Origin of the sequence: Elizabethkingia bruuniana, assembly GCF_002024805.1 — a bacterium.
Lineage (GTDB): Bacteria > Bacteroidota > Bacteroidia > Flavobacteriales > Weeksellaceae > Elizabethkingia > Elizabethkingia bruuniana.
Genome location: NZ_CP014337.1, coordinates 80,567 through 96,281, shown reverse-complemented (window position 1 = coordinate 96,281; position 15,715 = coordinate 80,567). Strand labels below are relative to the sequence as shown.

Sequence of the window (15,715 nt, the reverse complement as noted above, 5' to 3'; positions counted from 1 at the left end):
AGTATTGAGCCTGACAAGCTATATAATCTTCAATAGCTAAAGCGGGAATATCCGCTTTAGTTATTTTATTTCCTGCAGAATAATTCCCCATAGTTTTCGGTTGTAGCTGCGGAAAAAATTGATGTGTCCTATTTCTCCTTTTTCAGATTCTGATACCTTTATCAGTCTGTAGGTAGGCTTCATATTCGGATATGTATCATTCAGCAGACTCTTAACACCTTTTTCTGTTAGCCATACATCATCCTCTGCACGAATTACAAAAACTTTATGGTTAAGACTTTCGGCAAAGCTTTCTGTACGCTCCAGAAGTTTATTAGTAGACTTTTTATTCAGAATTAATTTTCGCCAATCGAAAGCATTTCCTTTTGGCAGACTTTCTCCCAAACCAAACCATTGTGCAGGGAAATAACCGAATAGTCTTGTGATTAAAGGCTGTACCACTCCGAAGCCCAGATATGCTTCAATTCTGGTTTTCCATTTAAGATTTCCGACATACGCATTCTGGGTTCCCACAAAAATAAATTTTTCAAATATCTCTGAATCAGCATTCATACCTAGTATTAGAGCACCTACAGAATGCCCCAAACAGTATTTTTGATAATCAGAAAAGTTTTCTTTGATATAAGTTGTAATAATTCCAAAGTCTTCTTTACCCCATAAAACAGCATCGGAATTGAAGTTGCGCATATCTGGAGGTTTAGAGAGTCCTATTCCCCGATAATCATAGGTAATGACGGTAAAAAAATTCTCGGCAAAATATTGGGCAATAGCAAAATAAACCTGCTGCTTCACTCCTGTTGCAGAATTAATCAGTACTAATTTCCCATTACTTTTATCGGGTTGAAAGAGATGAGCTATAATATTTACGCCATCCCGGGTTTTCAGAATTACTTCCTTCATATCGTTGGTAAAAGAAAAAATCCACTTAAAGGTGGATTTTTATTCTCAATATATTATATTTTATTCAGACTTTCAGTATGCAGTAAATAGCTTAAAAGCTGAAATCTTTCAGATATGGTAATCCTTTTTGAGAACCTTTATTAGCAGATGCTTTCAGGGATACTTCATTACCAAATCTTACACATTCGTCTATTTCATTTCCATGGCAAAGAGCAATTGCAAAACCTGAAGTAAATGCATCTCCCATTCCCATTTTATATGCAATAGTATCCGGAGCATTACGGTAGTACTTCATTTCCTCACCATTAAAATAAACGGTAGAGTTAGTATCATCGCGAATAAATAATTTATTCGGCAGTTTTTTCAGGACTTTATCGCGTCCCTCTTCTCCAAATACAACAGACAAATCATTGCTTTTAATAACAATAAAATCTGCTTTCTCAGCAATATCCTCTCCTATAAACTTTGCAGGTGAAGCATACAGCCCAATTCTGGTATTATGCTTTTTGCAAATTTCAAAAAGATATTCTACTACCTCAACCGGAATTTCCAGTTGTGTTAATACGATATCTGCTTCTGCAATTTCTGCTTCTGCTTTGTCTATATCAGCTGTGGTTATAAAATTATTAGCAGCCGGCGCTACTATAATACTGATTTTACCATGTGCAGAAGTAACATAAGCCGTACCAGTAGGGTAATCTGAATTTTCCTCTACAAAATTGACGTTTACCCCTTCATTTACAAGATTTTCCAGTACATGTTTGCCGTTAGTATCTTTACCAACACACCCTACAAAATGTACCTTAGCTCCCAACCTGCTGGCTCCTACAGCCTGATTTGCTCCCTTACCACCAAAGAAATTTTCAGTTTGGGTAGCCAATACTGTTTCATTGATACGCGGGTGATGCTCGGTTGTAAGCACCAAATCTATTGATGAACTTCCTACTACTACAATTTTGGGTATATGATTTGAAAATTTCATTATAATACTATCAAAAAAATTTCAAGGACTAATCTACTACTATTTCGATAAATTCGGTAATTAATTTTACAGGAATCCCATTTACATCATAGGCTATATAACTCGCATAAAAGCCTTCTCCGAATCCAGTTTCAAAGGCAAAGATGTTATTAGCTTTATCCAGGTAAGGCTTTAGCAGTGTATATTGATGTACTGCACCATCCTGCTCATAAAAATGTTCATGGAAAAACTCTGCATAAATTCCTTCAAAATCATCTGCTTTTTTCTGAAAAATTTCCTGCTCTAAAGCATTGAGTAGCTTCTGGGTTTCATAGTCCATAAAACAGCCCATTCCGCTTTCTACAGGATATCCGAATACTTCTCCTTCGGCTAAATCTTTTACATTCTGCCCTTTTGTTGTTGCTAGTTTCCAATCTGTAATCTTAGCCTCCTGAAATACAACTTCAGCATAAGCAACACAATTACTTTCTCTTTCTTTATGGATATTTACAGCAAATTCCCCTGTTGGAAACTGTTGATCAAAAGCTTCCTTATCTGGTGTAATCAGCGGATCACTGGCCACAATTTCTCCTGTAGTAATTACCAGTTTTCCTGCATCAAAACTTTCCAGCAAAGGTGACTCTACAAAATTCTTAGAAAAAAGCTTCTGTATGTTTTCTATATGATTCATTACGATTCAATAATAATTAAAGATAATGTTTATTTACAACTATCCCGCCAAAATTATTCAGCAGAATTGTCAGGCTGAGCGGAGTCGAAGCCTTCTTTGTCTTTTTGATAGTTATTAAAGTGTGTACCGTTTGTACAAATGGATAATTCTTTAAGCTTATTAAAATTTCCATCTATTAATGCTTCTTTCTTTTTTCTACTCCAACCTTTAATTTGCTTTTCAAATAAAATTGCATCATTTATATCTGAAAACACACAATAATAGACTAATCTAACGGGTCTACGATTATGTGTATAGCTTTTGGAATTATATCCTGATTCATGTTGTTGCAAACGTTGTAACAAATCTCTTGTAACTCCTGTATAATAGGAGTTATCTGCACACTTAATAATATAAACATAATACTCTTTCAATATCCGACTATTAATCAGGAATATGAAAGAAATTTACAAAATATTTTATGATAAAAAAAACGCTTCGACTTCGCTCAGCGTGACACAAAGTCTACACTTTACTAAGTCGAAACGTTCTTATAATTTTTAAAGAGTTTTCAGTTTCTCTTCCAATAATGTTATTTTATCCTGAGCATCTTTTTGTTTTTTCAGCTCATTATCTACAACTTGTTGTGGAGCTCCAGCCATGAATTTTTCATTACTAAGCTTCTTTTCAACAGAGATAAGGAAACCTTTCAGATACTTCAGTTCTTCTTCTGTTTTGGTTTTCTCCTCACCAAGATCAAGATTCTCACTCAACGGAATAGAGCATTCCACTGCACCTACAAGGAATGTAAAGCTTGGCTTATCCGTTTTTTGTGCATAATGAATCTCCGAAACATTAGCCAGTTTTTTGATAACAGCTTCGTTTTCGAACTGAGAAACATTGGTATAAACTTCAACCTCTTCTCTTGGAGAAATACCTTTGCTCTGGCGGTAATTTCTTACTCCTGAAACGATTTCTTTCGTTTGCTCGAAGTTTTTAAGAACATCAGCATCAAAAGCTGTTTCTTTATTTTGTTGGGTAATAATTAATGCTTCAGAAGTTTGTCTCTCTGCAATCGCCTGCCAAATTTCTTCTGTCAGGAATGGCATGAAAGGATGCAGGAACTTCATTAAATTTCCGAAGAATTCTATTGTTTTGTCATATACCTGCTGACTGATAGCCTCACCATAGTTTGGTTTTACAATTTCCAGATACCATGAACAGAAATCGTCCCAAACTAATTTATACAATAAATGTAATGCATCAGAAATTCTGAACTTTTCAAACTGGTCATTGATAGCAGCAACAGTCTTATTGAATTCTGCTTCAAACCATTCAATAGCTTGCGCATTTTCCTCAGAAATCTCTTTATCCTCTTTCTTCCAGCTTTGTGTCAGCTTGAATGCATTCCATATTTTGGTTGCAAAATTACGTCCCTGAAGCATTAGATCTTCATCGAACATAAGGTCATTACCTGCCGCTGAACTTAACAAAATTCCTACTCTTACTCCATCAGAACCATATTTGTCCATTAATTCAATTGGGTCCGGAGAGTTTCCTAAAGATTTAGACATCTTACGACGCTGCTTATCTCTTACAATTCCGGTAAAGTATACATTTTTAAACGGAACCTGGTTTTTGAACTCTAATCCGGCCATAATCATACGGGCTACCCAGAAGAAGATAATATCTGGTCCAGTTACCAAATCCGAAGTTGGATAATAGTAATTGATATCTTTATTATCTGGTGCTGTAATACCATCGAATACTGACATTGGCCATAACCATGCAGAGAACCATGTATCTAGCGCATCTTCATCCTGTCTTAGGTTATCAGTTGTTAGTTCTGTATTACCCGTTTTTTGTTTTGCAAGTTCTAATGCTGCTTCAATTGTTTCAGCAACTACAAAATCGTTCTCACCAGATGCATAGTAATAGGCCGGAATTCTGTGCCCCCACCATAGCTGGCGGGATATATTCCAGTCGTGTACATTCTCCATCCAGTGTCTGTATGTATTCTTGAATTTTTCCGGATAGAATTTAACTTCATCATCCATTACAACATCCAATGCAGGCTTTGCCATTTCACTCATCTTCAGGAACCACTGTACAGAGATTTTTGGCTCTATTACAGCCCCTGTTCTTTCGGATGTACCTACTTTATTCAGATAGTCTTCAGATTTTAACAAAAGACCTTTCTCTTCAAGTTCTTTAGCAATCTCTTTTCTTACTGTAAATCTGTCTTTGCCTTGATAGTGCTTTCCGTTTTCATTAAGAACAGCATTATCGTCCATAGAGTCTATAATCTCTAACTGGTGACGCTGACCAATTTCGTAGTCATTGATATCATGAGCAGGAGTAATCTTCAATGCTCCGGTACCAAATTCTATATCAACATAATCGTCTTCAATAATAGGAACTTCACGTCCTACAATTGGCACGATTACTTTTTTACCTTTCAGGTGTGTGTAACGTTCGTCATTAGGATTGATACATACAGCTGTATCACCGAATATTGTTTCCGGACGTGTTGTAGCAACTGTCAGGAACTCATCTGAACCAACAATCTGATATTTAAGGAAGTATAATTTTCCGTTTTGCTCTTTATAGATTACCTCCTCGTCAGAGATATTTGTCTTTGCCTCCGGATCCCAGTTTACCATTTTATAACCACGGTAAACAAGTCCTTTATTATAAAGATCCACGAATACTTTGATAACTGCTTTAGACAAATCATCTTCCATTGTGAAGCGGGTTCTGTCCCAGTCACAAGAGCATCCTAATTTTTTTAGCTGCTCCAGAATTGTTCCACCATATTGATGCGTCCAGTCCCAGGCATGCTCTAAAAACTTCTCGCGTCCGATATCCTGCTTAGAAATTCCTTCAGCTTTCAATTTAGCTACTACTTTAGCTTCTGTAGCAATAGAGGCATGATCGGTTCCGGGAATCCAGCATGCATTATAACCACGCATACGTGCACGGCGAACTAGTACATCCTGCAATGTATTATTTAGCATATGCCCCATGTGCAAAATCCCTGTCACATTTGGAGGTGGTATGACGACAGTATATGGCTCTCTTTCATCTGGCTCGGAATGAAAAAATTTATTTTCCTGCCAATATTGGTACCACTTTTGTTCTGCTTGTTGCGGATTGTACTTGTCGGAAATTTCCATTAGTTTGATAATTAATGTTTTTATGAGATAAGTTGCAAAAATACGGGAAACGAGATGAAAATAAAAACTCAGTACCAAATAATTGACTAATTTTGTTATTTAAACTAACCTTATAAAAATTCATTCGAAATGAAAAAATTATTTTTAGGATTGTTTTTAACTGGTGCATTCGCAGCAGTTTCTGCTCAGTCTATAGCCTTTGACAAAACGACATTAGAATATGGTGATATCGCACAGAACTCTAACGGAGAAAGATTCTTCACCATTACCAATACAGGAGACAAGCCTCTTATTCTTACAAACGTAAAAGCTTCTTGCGGGTGTACGACCCCACAATGGAGTAAGGATCCTATCCTTCCAGGGAAAAGTGCGAAGCTAAAAGTTGGGTATGACACTAAATTTACAGGAACTTTTAAAAAGCTTATCGAGGTTTATTCCAATGATCCGGAAAGCCAAAGAAGTGTAATTTGGATTGCGGGGAATGTAACCGGTAAAAAATAAAAAAGATCAGAAAAAGATATATTAAAGCGCCTTTTTAAGGTGCTTTTTTATTTTCAGTAACATGATATTCTAAATCCATTTTTTTTACTGACATATTGTTGTCACAATAGTATTTTAGCTTTGCTAAACAGCAGACAAAAGAAAATATGAAAAAAACACTGACACTACAAGATCTCCAACGAATAACTTTAGAAAGCCAGGGATTGGCTCAAACCCCTATATTCGGAACAGGAAAGAATGCTGTACTCAATGCTTTGGAACATCTTGGCTATGTACAAATAGATACCTTATCAGTTGTTGAACGTGCTCATCATCATACCTTATGGTCAAGAATAGATGATTACAAAACACATTATCTGGACGATTTACTAAAAGAACGCAAAGTATTTGAATATTGGTTTCATGCAGCATCATATCTCCCCATAAAAGACTATCGGTATGCTTTACCTCAAATGTTGAGTTTCAAACAGAATCAGTCTCAATATTATAATGCTGACCCCAAAGTCATGCAATATGTAATAGATACAATACGCACTGAGGGCCCTAAAAAGGCTAAAGATTTTGAGAATGAAGGAAAGACTGCGGGAAGCTGGTGGAATTGGAAACCTGCAAAACTTGCCCTCGAAAGACTTTTCATGCAAGGTGATCTAATGATTAGCGGCCGGGATGGTATGCAGAAAATATATGATATTAGTGAAAGAGTATTGCCCGAAACGACCGACTTAACAATACCAACGCCCATTGAACTTGCAGAATATCTGGTCAAAACACATCTTCGTGCCTATGGACTCACGACCTTAAAGCAAATAACTCACCTTAGATCAGACCGTGCTTTAAGAAAAAATGTGGAACATGTCTTACAATCGATGGTTGAGAATAAAGAGATACAAAAAACAGAAATTGACGGAATTTCTCCGATGTATATCCGAAAGGATTTAATCGAAAAAGAAACAGACTCTTCTGCCTCAGAAATTAAACTTTTATCTCCTTTTGATAACTCTCTTATCCATCGCGATCGTTTTAAACAACTTTTTAATTTTGACTTTCGTCTTGAATGTTACTTACCTAAGGAAAAAAGGCAATATGGCTATTTCTGTTTGCCTATTTTGTACGGAAATATATTTATTGGCAGGGTCGACTGTAAGGCACATAGAAGCATTAAAAAGTTTGAACTTATAAACATGCATATTGAGAATACCAACATTGATATTGAAGTATGGATAGGAGTTTTTGCTGAAGCTATAGAACGCTTTGCCCATTTTAATGGCTGTGATTCTATAACACTGACAAAGGTTAACCCCTCAAAATATACAAAGCGGATAAAGCAGGCACTATATAAGTGATTATAAAACCTGAGTATTACTACCTTTCAAAAAATGATATTTTCATTAGGGATACTCTATTCACTAATAACAAAAGAATATTCGGATATTACCTCCGAACCTGTAATTTCAAAGTATTTCTTAAAAAATATTTTTATCTTTATATAAATACAAAAATATATGAGTAAAGATTTTAACGACTTTATTGCTGAAGACAAGTTTTCTATAAAAAAAACATCAACCCGATATGAGGGTAAAATGGTCAAAGACGAAGGGATAGCTTTACTGGATGAAGAAAAAAAGAAACTTCATAAACTGCAGGAAAAACTATATGCAGACGGAAGTAAGTCTCTTCTGATTATCATTCAGGCTATGGATGCAGCAGGAAAAGACAGCCTTATAGAACATGTTATGAGTGGTATTAACCCACAAGGCTGTCAGGTTACCAGTTTTAAAACGCCGAGCTCAAAAGAATATACACACGATTTTCTATGGAGACATTATCTTGCACTACCTGAAAAGGGTAAAATCGGAATTTTCAACCGTTCACATTATGAAAGTGTTCTAATCTGTAAAGTGCATCCGGAATACAATCTGAGTGAAAAAGTATGGAAAGATGTTAAAGACTTTGATGATAAATTCTGGAACAACCGCTACGAAAGTATCCGCAATTTTGAAAAGCACCTATCCGAAAATGGGACAAAAGTCATAAAGTTCTTCCTTCATGTTTCTAAAGATGAGCAGAAAAAGCGTCTCTTAGACCGTATTAATGAGCCGGAAAAAAACTGGAAATTTTCCTCAGGCGACCTTAAAGAAAGAGCACTTTGGGATAAATATCAAAAGGCATATGAAGAAGCCATTAATGAAACATCTACAGAATATGCACCTTGGCATATATTACCAGCCGATCAGAAATGGTTTACAAGACTTACCGCCTGTCAGATTATAACACAAACTCTGGAAAAAATGGATTTAAAGTTTCCTGTCCTTAGCGATGAAGAAGCCAGTGAGTTGGAAGCTTCTAAGACTAGTCTGGAAAACGAAAAATAAAAAGACAAGCGCTATAAGCCGGATTCTGTATCCCGCTCCCAAGGGAGCGGGATGCCTGTTATTTATCTGCCCGTACCGTTGCCGATACGATGTAGCTGCTTACCCCCCGACATGGACGAGCCGCCCTTAATTGCCGGTATACATAGCATTGCACCGCATAGAGTTTACCTGGTTTCACTACAGCCGAACTGTACTTGCTTTCTGTTGCACTTGTCCTACCCTCACGGATGGCGGCCATTAACCGCTATGCTGCCCTACGGTGTCCGGACTTTCCTACCCTTACGGATCAACAGGCTGCGCTTGTCGGCTGCAAAGATAGAGTTTTCATCCCAATTACAGAGTCGGAACGACGAATTACAAAATCTAAAGATTGTCGCTATATTAGCTATTTCACAAAAACTATAAAGTATCAGTCATAAACTGGCAAGTAATTATGTCTTTTTTTCTATCTTCGTGAAAAAATTTCACCATTCATCACTTTCTGAAAAAAATAAATGTCACAGAAGGAAAAAGATTTCTCCAAACTGGTTAAAGAAAACCAAGGCCTGATCATTAAAGTGGCGAGGATGTATACCAACACGCCCGATGATCAGCAAGATCTTTTTCAGGAAATCGTGTTACAATTGTGGCGTTCTTACGACACATTCAAAGGAAACTCTAAAATATCAACCTGGATGTATCGTGTAGCACTTAATACAGCCATTACATTATTCAGAAAGACAACCAGAACTGTTAAAACAGATGAACTGGCGGATTTTCATCAGCCAATAGATGATGATAATGATGACAACCAGCAACAAATAAGCCTGCTTTATAAAGTTATTAAAATGCTGGGAGATATTGACAGAGCTATTGTAATGATGTATCTGGACGATGTGCCATATAAAGATATTGCTGAAAATATTGGGATTACAGAAGTGAATGCCCGTGTAAAGATGAACCGATTGAAAAAAACTCTAAAAGACTTAATGACCCAACATGCAGAATGATTTTGACATAGACCAACTGAAAAATGCCTGGCAAAAACAGGAGACAGGTCCTAAATATCAGGATTCGGAAATATTGGAAATTCTGAATAAAAAGTCGCGTAACTATGTGAAATTTATTTTTTGGGTTAGTGTTGCTGAATTTGCACTTTTTCTTATCCTTAATATTTCTGCGTGGCTGCGTCATGAGAACGGAGATGCTTATTTCACTCAGCTTTCTCAGCTGGGAATACAGATTAACGAAAGTGTAAAAGCTACCTTCCACAACATTTACTTTGTATTTAAAATGATAAGTCTTTTCATTATTCTTTTCTATGTGTGGGTTTTCTTCCGGAAATATAAAAAGATAGATGTAGAAAGTAACCTGAAAAGCTTTATCCTGCAGATTATTTCTTTCAAGAAGTCGGTTAACCGTTTTATACTGGTTAATATTCTGTTTTTATTATGCTTCTTGCTGCTCATAACTTTGTTCCCGGTAATCTATATACAACAGCAGCATATACAGATTAGTGATAGTAAATACGCCGGCTTTATTGTAGGAATTATTATTTCCTGTATTGTATGTGTACTTCTAATATTATTATACTACAAGCTTATATACGGCATATTGATGAAGAAGCTTTCCAGAAATCTTCAGCAACTGAAAAACATCGAAAACGAACAATAAAAAAAGCGCTGAATTCAGCGCTTTTTATTTTTATAACTCTTTTCTTAATCTTGCTACCGGAATATTTAGCTGCTCCCTGTATTTAGCAATCGTACGTCGGGCAATATTGTATCCTTTATCTTTCAGCATTCCTACTAATGCATCATCAGTATAAGGTTTTCTTTTATTTTCCTTGTCTATAATATCCTGCAGGTGATTTTTAATCTCTTTGGTTGAAACCTCTTCACCGTCATCATTTGTAAGACTATCTGAGAAAAGATTCTTCAGATAAACAATACCGTTAGGTGTATCTGCATATTTACTTTTTACTACACGGGAAATTGTAGAAATATCAAAACCTGTAATATCTGCTACATCTTTCAGAATCATAGGCTTTATACTTTTGTCGTCTCCGGTAATAAAATAATCTTTCTGCAGCTTTATAATAGCATTAATGGTTTGCATCAATGTATTCTGGCGCTGATTAATAGCATCTATATACCATTTTGCAGCATCCAGCTTTTGTTTGATAAACAAAGCTGCCTGCTTATGTTCCTGAGATGTTTTATCGTGTGAGTAAGTTGTCAGAATTTCTTTATACTCATCTGAAACACGTAGCTGCGGAGCATTCTTACTGTTAAGTGCTGCTGTAACTTTTCCGTCTTTTACATTGATGACGAAATCCGGAATAATTTCCTGATTGATTGTAATGGTCTGCGTGTCGAAATTACCCCCTACTTTCGGAGATAATTTAGAGATTTCATCCAGCGCATCTTTCAGATCATCCTCCTCCACATCATACTTATGCATGATTTTGTTATAATGCTTGTTACTTAAAGCATCAAACTGGTGAAGCAAAATATTATGAGCCAATGACACTGCCGGATTTCCGCTTACTTTTTTCTCAATCTGTAGCAGAAGGCATTCTTTCAGATCTCTTGCAGCTACCCCTGGCGGATCCAGCTTTTGTACATAATTGGTTAATACATCTTCTACATTTTCAGGTGTAGTATATACTCCTAATGAAAAAGCCATATCATTAACCAAAGACTTTATATCTCTTCTCAGATAACCGTCATTGTCCAGGTTACCTATAATATATTCTGCTATTTTCAGATCCTCTTCGCCGATCTTCGTCAATCGGATCTGCTCTATAAGATAATCGTACAAGGATTGTCCTTCTGTAAGCAACGACTGGTTATCGAATTCCTCATCGTCCGGCGAGTAATTACTTGCCGCAGTTTTATAAGAAGGTTCGTCATCAAACAGGTATTCATTTACATCGAAATCAGTTTCTATAGACTCTGTTCCTTCATCATCATAACTACTATCAATATCCGAATAATCATCTTCCTTGGCCTCGTCCACAGCTTTTTCTAACGCCGGATTTTCTTCCAGCTCCCGTTGTAATTCTTCTTCAAATTCAAGAGTATGGAGCTGGATAAGCTTCATTAACTGAATTTGTTGTGGTGCCATTTTCTGGCCAAGTTTTATCTGTAAATTTTGTTTCAGCATAGGTATTTCTCCTTAACTACATTGTAGATTAACTCTACGAAATTAAACATTTTTATTTTAAAAAAAATAAAATTGCACGATTTTTGCTATGGAAATTCGTTTTCATAAAAAGGCCCTTAGAGAAATCTCTAAGGGCTTTTTATTTATTATTTTTTAGAATTCTGCGCTCTTAGGCGTTCTTGGGAAAGGGATCACATCACGGATGTTGGTCATTCCTGTAACAAAAAGAACTAATCTTTCCAGTCCTAAACCGAATCCTGAATGCGGAACAGAACCAAACTTACGAGTATCTAAATACCACCAAAGTTCTTCCTGATCTACATGCATATCCTCCATTTTCTTCTTCAGAACATCTAGTCTCTCTTCTCTCTGAGAACCTCCGATAATCTCACCAATACCAGGGAAAAGGACATCCATCGCAGCGACAGTTTTGTCATCTTCATTCAGACGCATGTAGAACGCTTTAATCTCTGCAGGGTAATCAAATAACACTACAGGACATTCAAAATGCTTTTCAACAAGGTATCTTTCATGTTCAGACTGAAGGTCTGCACCCCATTTTTCCACAGGATATACGAATTTTCCTTTTTTATTTTCTTTCGAATTCAGAAGAATGTCGATTGCTTCAGTATAGCTTACACGCTTAAATCTCTTCGCAACTACATTTTCCAGCTTCTCAATAAGACCTTCTTTTGCTCTTTCCTTTTCTGGCTTTTGTTTTTGCTCTTCAGCAAAACGCTTATCCAGGAATTCTAAATCGTCCTTACATTTATCTAAAACATACTGAATTACATATTTTAAGAAATCTTCAGCAAGGTCAATGTTATCTTCCAGATTATTAAAAGCTACTTCAGGCTCCACCATCCAGAATTCTGCAAGGTGACGTGTTGTATTAGAGTTTTCTGCACGGAAAGTAGGTCCGAATGTATAAATTCTTCCTAATCCCATTGCTGCAGTTTCTCCTTCTAATTGTCCTGAAACAGTAAGGTTGGTCTTTCTTCCGAAGAAATCCTGAGCATAATCTATAGCTCCTTCTTCATCTCTTGGAATATTATCCAGATCAAAGTTGGTAACACCGAACATTTCTCCCGCACCTTCAGCATCTGCTCCCGTAATTACAGGTGTATTCAGATAGAAAAACTGTCTGTCGTTGAAGAAAGAGTGAATAGCAAAGCTAACAGCATGACGTACTCTGAAAACAGCGCCAAATAAGTTCGTTCTGAATCTTAGGTGAGCTTGCTCACGAAGCTTTTCCAGGCTATGCTTCTTTGGTTGAAGTATAGTATTCTGCAATTCTTCTGTAAAGTTATCTCCAAGTACTATAATTTTCTTAGCGATAATTTCAACCGTTTGTCCGGCACCCTGACTTTCCACCACTTCGCCAACAATTTTAAGTGAAGAAGCCGTATTTATATTCTTGATAAGATTCTCATCAATATTTTCGAAATCAACTACGATTTGCAAATTATTGATTGTTGAACCATCGTTTAAGGCAATAAACCTGTTTGAACGAAACGCACGTACCCACCCATACACGGTGATATCGTGATGCAAGAATTTTTTGTAATTTTCTAAAACTTCTTTAATTGTCTGCTTATGCATGATGTAAAAATTAACGTTCGCAAAGTTAAGAAAATTATATAGTTCTTTGGGCTTTAGCTGTTCAGATAAATGTTCTTTTTAATATCTTTTCCTTTTCGGATTCGCCACGCATGATAAGAACTAGGTACATCATGCTGCCATTTCGGAAGAAATAAAACAATAAGAATAACATCTATATGCGATACAAACCCTAAAATAATAGCCAGATAAAAGAAGAACCCTGCCTGCTGAAAACCTATTAAAGCTGTAAATGCGAATAATAAACTCAACCCCCACAGCTTGGACAGGAAAGCGTGTGTACAAGTTTCTCTTCCAAATCTGGCAAGGCTTATAATATAACACAAGGCTTCCATTATAAAAATTAATGCAATACCTCTCCAGTGTACTTTTATCAATTCCGGATTCAGCAGATAAGCTGCAAAACCAATACATAACCAAAAAATTAAATCTGTCTGACTATCCAATCGCCGGAGTTTTTCCGAGGACATTCCCGTTTTCCGGGCAATAATACCATCGAAAATGTCAGTAAATAGCCCAAAATACATTAGTATTAGAAGCAATATTCGCGATTCATCTCCTTTTATATAAGCGAGGTCCAAAATAAGCGGAGCAAGGATAAACCGAGTTGCAATAAGAATATATGGCATATTTTTCATGACTTCATTTTTATAATTATTGAATTCTCTTATATTTCTCCGCATAATTAATACTAAAACCAGCCCACATAATTAACAATGCAGCTCCAGAATTTTCATAATAATCCTGTATTAAAAGATGATTATCTTTTGTAAGCCCTATCCTCGACTGAAAATTTTGACAACCTCCAAACAAATAAGGAATTCCATGACATTCCGATGTATAATTGTCCAATAGAAACAAGCCTTTTTTTAGTTTTGCATTGTGTCTAAAGACATATTTCACCGAATCATTTTTTGTCATTCTAAACTCTAATTGATAGGATTTATTTTTAGCTAGAGGTTTTAATTTTATATCTACTTTATCATTCTCTTCGGATCTCACTTTACTTTTCTGACTCAACATTTTAGAAAATCCTTCTACTTTTTCAGATTTATTCCGGTTCGAATCAATATGTTCATATCCTGCGGAATAGTATTTTCCTTCTATTAAATTCACATTATTCTTTTTTATAACTGTCAAATCATCTTTTATCATTCTTTTGTTAAAACTCACACAAGAACCAAAGACCAAGCATAGTACCAATAATATCATAATTTTTTTCATTGCCTTATATTTAAAATTATACTCCAAAGCTAAATGTGAAAACCACGATACTAAATGTGGAAAAGCATTAATAAAAATTATACATTTGTGAAAAACGCAAATTATGTATCAGGAATATTTACTGAGAGAAATCCGTAAAAAGATTGGTGAAAAATCTTTGAATGATGAAATCGCTAATATTCTCAACATTAGCTATGATGCTGCACACAGAAGATCCTCGTCAAAGGCAAAATTTAGCTTTGAAGAAGCTCTTGAACTGGCAAAATATTACCAGATTTCTCTGGATCAGTTTCTGGGCGCAGAAAATCAAATGGTCGTAAAACGTACTCAACCGGTAAGGACTACCGAAGATTTATTGAGTTATTTTGAGAACTCGCTTAAAGTACTCCATGTATTTCAGGAAACTGAAAACTCACAAGTCTATTATTCCGCAAAAGACATCCCTTTTTTTTATACTATTTCTGATTCTGTTTTATCAAGATTCAAGTTTTATGTCTGGATGAATCTCCTGAATCAGGACAAATTTCTAAGCCCTTTCAGTGAATTCAGTTTGCAATACCATTCCGGTAAAAATGAGGCTCTTGAAGAGTTCTATGAACAGCAAAATGTTACTGAAATATGGAATGAGACAACAATTAACAGCATCCTTCAGCAGGTCTCTTTTTATTATGAAATCAGAATGCTAGACACCACAACTATACTACATATTCTGGAAGAATTACAGGAACTGATTACAAATCTGGAAAAGAAAACATTGCAGAATCCCAACTTTCAAATCTATGTAAACGATCTGGTTATTCTGAATAACAGTATTCTTTTGAAAAACGGAAAACAAAGTTCTTACTTTCTTCCGTTCAATATGTTTGGCTACATTATGATGAATGACCCTGCAGTCTGCGCAGAAACTCTAAGCTATTTTGAACATCAGATTAAAAATTCAAAATCACTGAATACTTCTGGTAACAGAGACAGAAAAGCCTTTTTTAATTCGATGTTGGAAAAAATAGAAAAATTGAAGGAAATGATTAAGTTGAAATAATCCCGGATCAGTAATAAAATTCGGAGAAGCATGACTGTATTAATTTTGAGACCAGTATTCCTCTAAAATAGTATCCCTTCGGAAAACCTTGTCAGGGTTAGTACT

At 35.8% G+C, this 15,715-nt stretch carries 15 protein-coding genes and 1 other RNA gene; 6 read left to right on the top strand and 10 right to left on the bottom strand.

What is annotated here, in order from left to right; genetic code table 11:
• Positions 1–60: 60 nt before the first annotated feature.
• The 5 genes from AYC65_RS00470 to AYC65_RS00450 form a co-directional block, all read right to left on the bottom strand.
• Positions 61–900: an alpha/beta hydrolase family protein gene (locus AYC65_RS00470; protein WP_034866570.1), complete on the bottom strand. Its 840-nt coding sequence runs from the start codon at positions 898–900 to the stop codon at positions 61–63.
• Positions 901–991: 91 nt separating this feature from the next.
• Positions 992–1,882, bottom strand: coding sequence for a ribokinase (locus AYC65_RS00465; protein WP_034866573.1), 891 nt, complete (start codon positions 1,880–1,882; stop codon positions 992–994).
• A 28-nt stretch (positions 1,883–1,910) separates the two neighbouring features.
• Positions 1,911–2,552: a DUF4241 domain-containing protein gene (locus AYC65_RS00460; RefSeq protein WP_034866576.1), complete on the bottom strand. Its 642-nt coding sequence runs from the start codon at positions 2,550–2,552 to the stop codon at positions 1,911–1,913.
• Positions 2,553–2,605: 53 nt separating this feature from the next.
• On the bottom strand, positions 2,606–2,965 hold the full coding sequence (locus AYC65_RS00455) for a GIY-YIG nuclease family protein (protein ID WP_034866579.1): 360 nt from the start codon (positions 2,963–2,965) through the stop codon (positions 2,606–2,608).
• Positions 2,966–3,091: 126 nt separating this feature from the next.
• Positions 3,092–5,707 (bottom strand): valine--tRNA ligase, encoded by a 2,616-nt coding sequence (locus AYC65_RS00450; RefSeq protein WP_034866582.1) that lies wholly within the window; start codon positions 5,705–5,707, stop codon positions 3,092–3,094.
• Positions 5,708–5,836: 129 nt separating this feature from the next.
• Between AYC65_RS00450 and AYC65_RS00445 the strand changes: the two genes are divergently transcribed.
• From AYC65_RS00445 to AYC65_RS00435, 3 genes are all read left to right on the top strand, one after another.
• Positions 5,837–6,208, top strand: coding sequence for a DUF1573 domain-containing protein (locus tag AYC65_RS00445; RefSeq protein ID WP_034866583.1), 372 nt, complete (start codon positions 5,837–5,839; stop codon positions 6,206–6,208).
• A 146-nt stretch (positions 6,209–6,354) separates the two neighbouring features.
• Entirely contained in the window at positions 6,355–7,551 is a 1,197-nt protein-coding gene (locus AYC65_RS00440) for a winged helix-turn-helix domain-containing protein (RefSeq protein ID WP_034866585.1), read from the top strand.
• A gap of 159 nt (positions 7,552–7,710) precedes the next feature.
• The gene (locus AYC65_RS00435) at positions 7,711–8,580 is read left to right on the top strand and encodes a polyphosphate kinase 2 family protein (RefSeq protein ID WP_034866586.1); all 870 of its coding nucleotides are present in this window, start codon (positions 7,711–7,713) and stop codon (positions 8,578–8,580) included.
• On the opposite strand, the gene rnpB is transcribed toward AYC65_RS00435, so the two are convergent.
• An RNA gene (gene rnpB, locus AYC65_RS00430) (RNase P RNA component class A) lies at positions 8,579–8,886 on the bottom strand. The genes AYC65_RS00435 and rnpB overlap by 2 nt on opposite strands.
• Before the next feature lie 188 nt (positions 8,887–9,074).
• On the opposite strand from rnpB, the gene AYC65_RS00425 reads away from it, so the two are divergent.
• A complete protein-coding gene (locus AYC65_RS00425; protein ID WP_034866588.1) occupies positions 9,075–9,569 on the top strand; it encodes an RNA polymerase sigma factor in 495 nt (164 codons plus the stop codon).
• Entirely contained in the window at positions 9,559–10,233 is a 675-nt protein-coding gene (locus tag AYC65_RS00420; RefSeq protein ID WP_034866589.1) for a hypothetical protein, read from the top strand. The genes AYC65_RS00425 and AYC65_RS00420 overlap by 11 nt, the downstream gene beginning before the upstream one ends.
• Before the next feature lie 30 nt (positions 10,234–10,263).
• Here the strand turns inward: AYC65_RS00420 and rpoN are convergent, their stop codons facing one another.
• The 4 genes from rpoN to AYC65_RS00400 form a co-directional block, all read right to left on the bottom strand.
• Positions 10,264–11,727: an RNA polymerase factor sigma-54 gene (gene rpoN / locus AYC65_RS00415; RefSeq protein ID WP_034866592.1), complete on the bottom strand. Its 1,464-nt coding sequence runs from the start codon at positions 11,725–11,727 to the stop codon at positions 10,264–10,266.
• 153 nt (positions 11,728–11,880) lie between these two features.
• The gene (asnS, locus tag AYC65_RS00410; RefSeq protein WP_034866594.1) at positions 11,881–13,329 is read right to left on the bottom strand and encodes an asparagine--tRNA ligase; all 1,449 of its coding nucleotides are present in this window, start codon (positions 13,327–13,329) and stop codon (positions 11,881–11,883) included.
• A 53-nt stretch (positions 13,330–13,382) separates the two neighbouring features.
• Positions 13,383–13,985 (bottom strand): CDP-alcohol phosphatidyltransferase family protein, encoded by a 603-nt coding sequence (locus tag AYC65_RS00405; protein ID WP_034866673.1) that lies wholly within the window; start codon positions 13,983–13,985, stop codon positions 13,383–13,385.
• 16 nt (positions 13,986–14,001) lie between these two features.
• The gene (locus tag AYC65_RS00400; RefSeq protein WP_234300207.1) at positions 14,002–14,571 is read right to left on the bottom strand and encodes a hypothetical protein; all 570 of its coding nucleotides are present in this window, start codon (positions 14,569–14,571) and stop codon (positions 14,002–14,004) included.
• Positions 14,572–14,674: 103 nt separating this feature from the next.
• On the opposite strand from AYC65_RS00400, the gene AYC65_RS00395 reads away from it, so the two are divergent.
• Positions 14,675–15,610 carry a helix-turn-helix domain-containing protein gene (locus AYC65_RS00395; RefSeq protein WP_034866596.1) on the top strand — a complete coding sequence of 312 codons (936 nt, stop codon included), beginning with the start codon at positions 14,675–14,677 and terminating at the stop codon, positions 15,608–15,610.
• Positions 15,611–15,715: the final 105 nt, after the last annotated feature.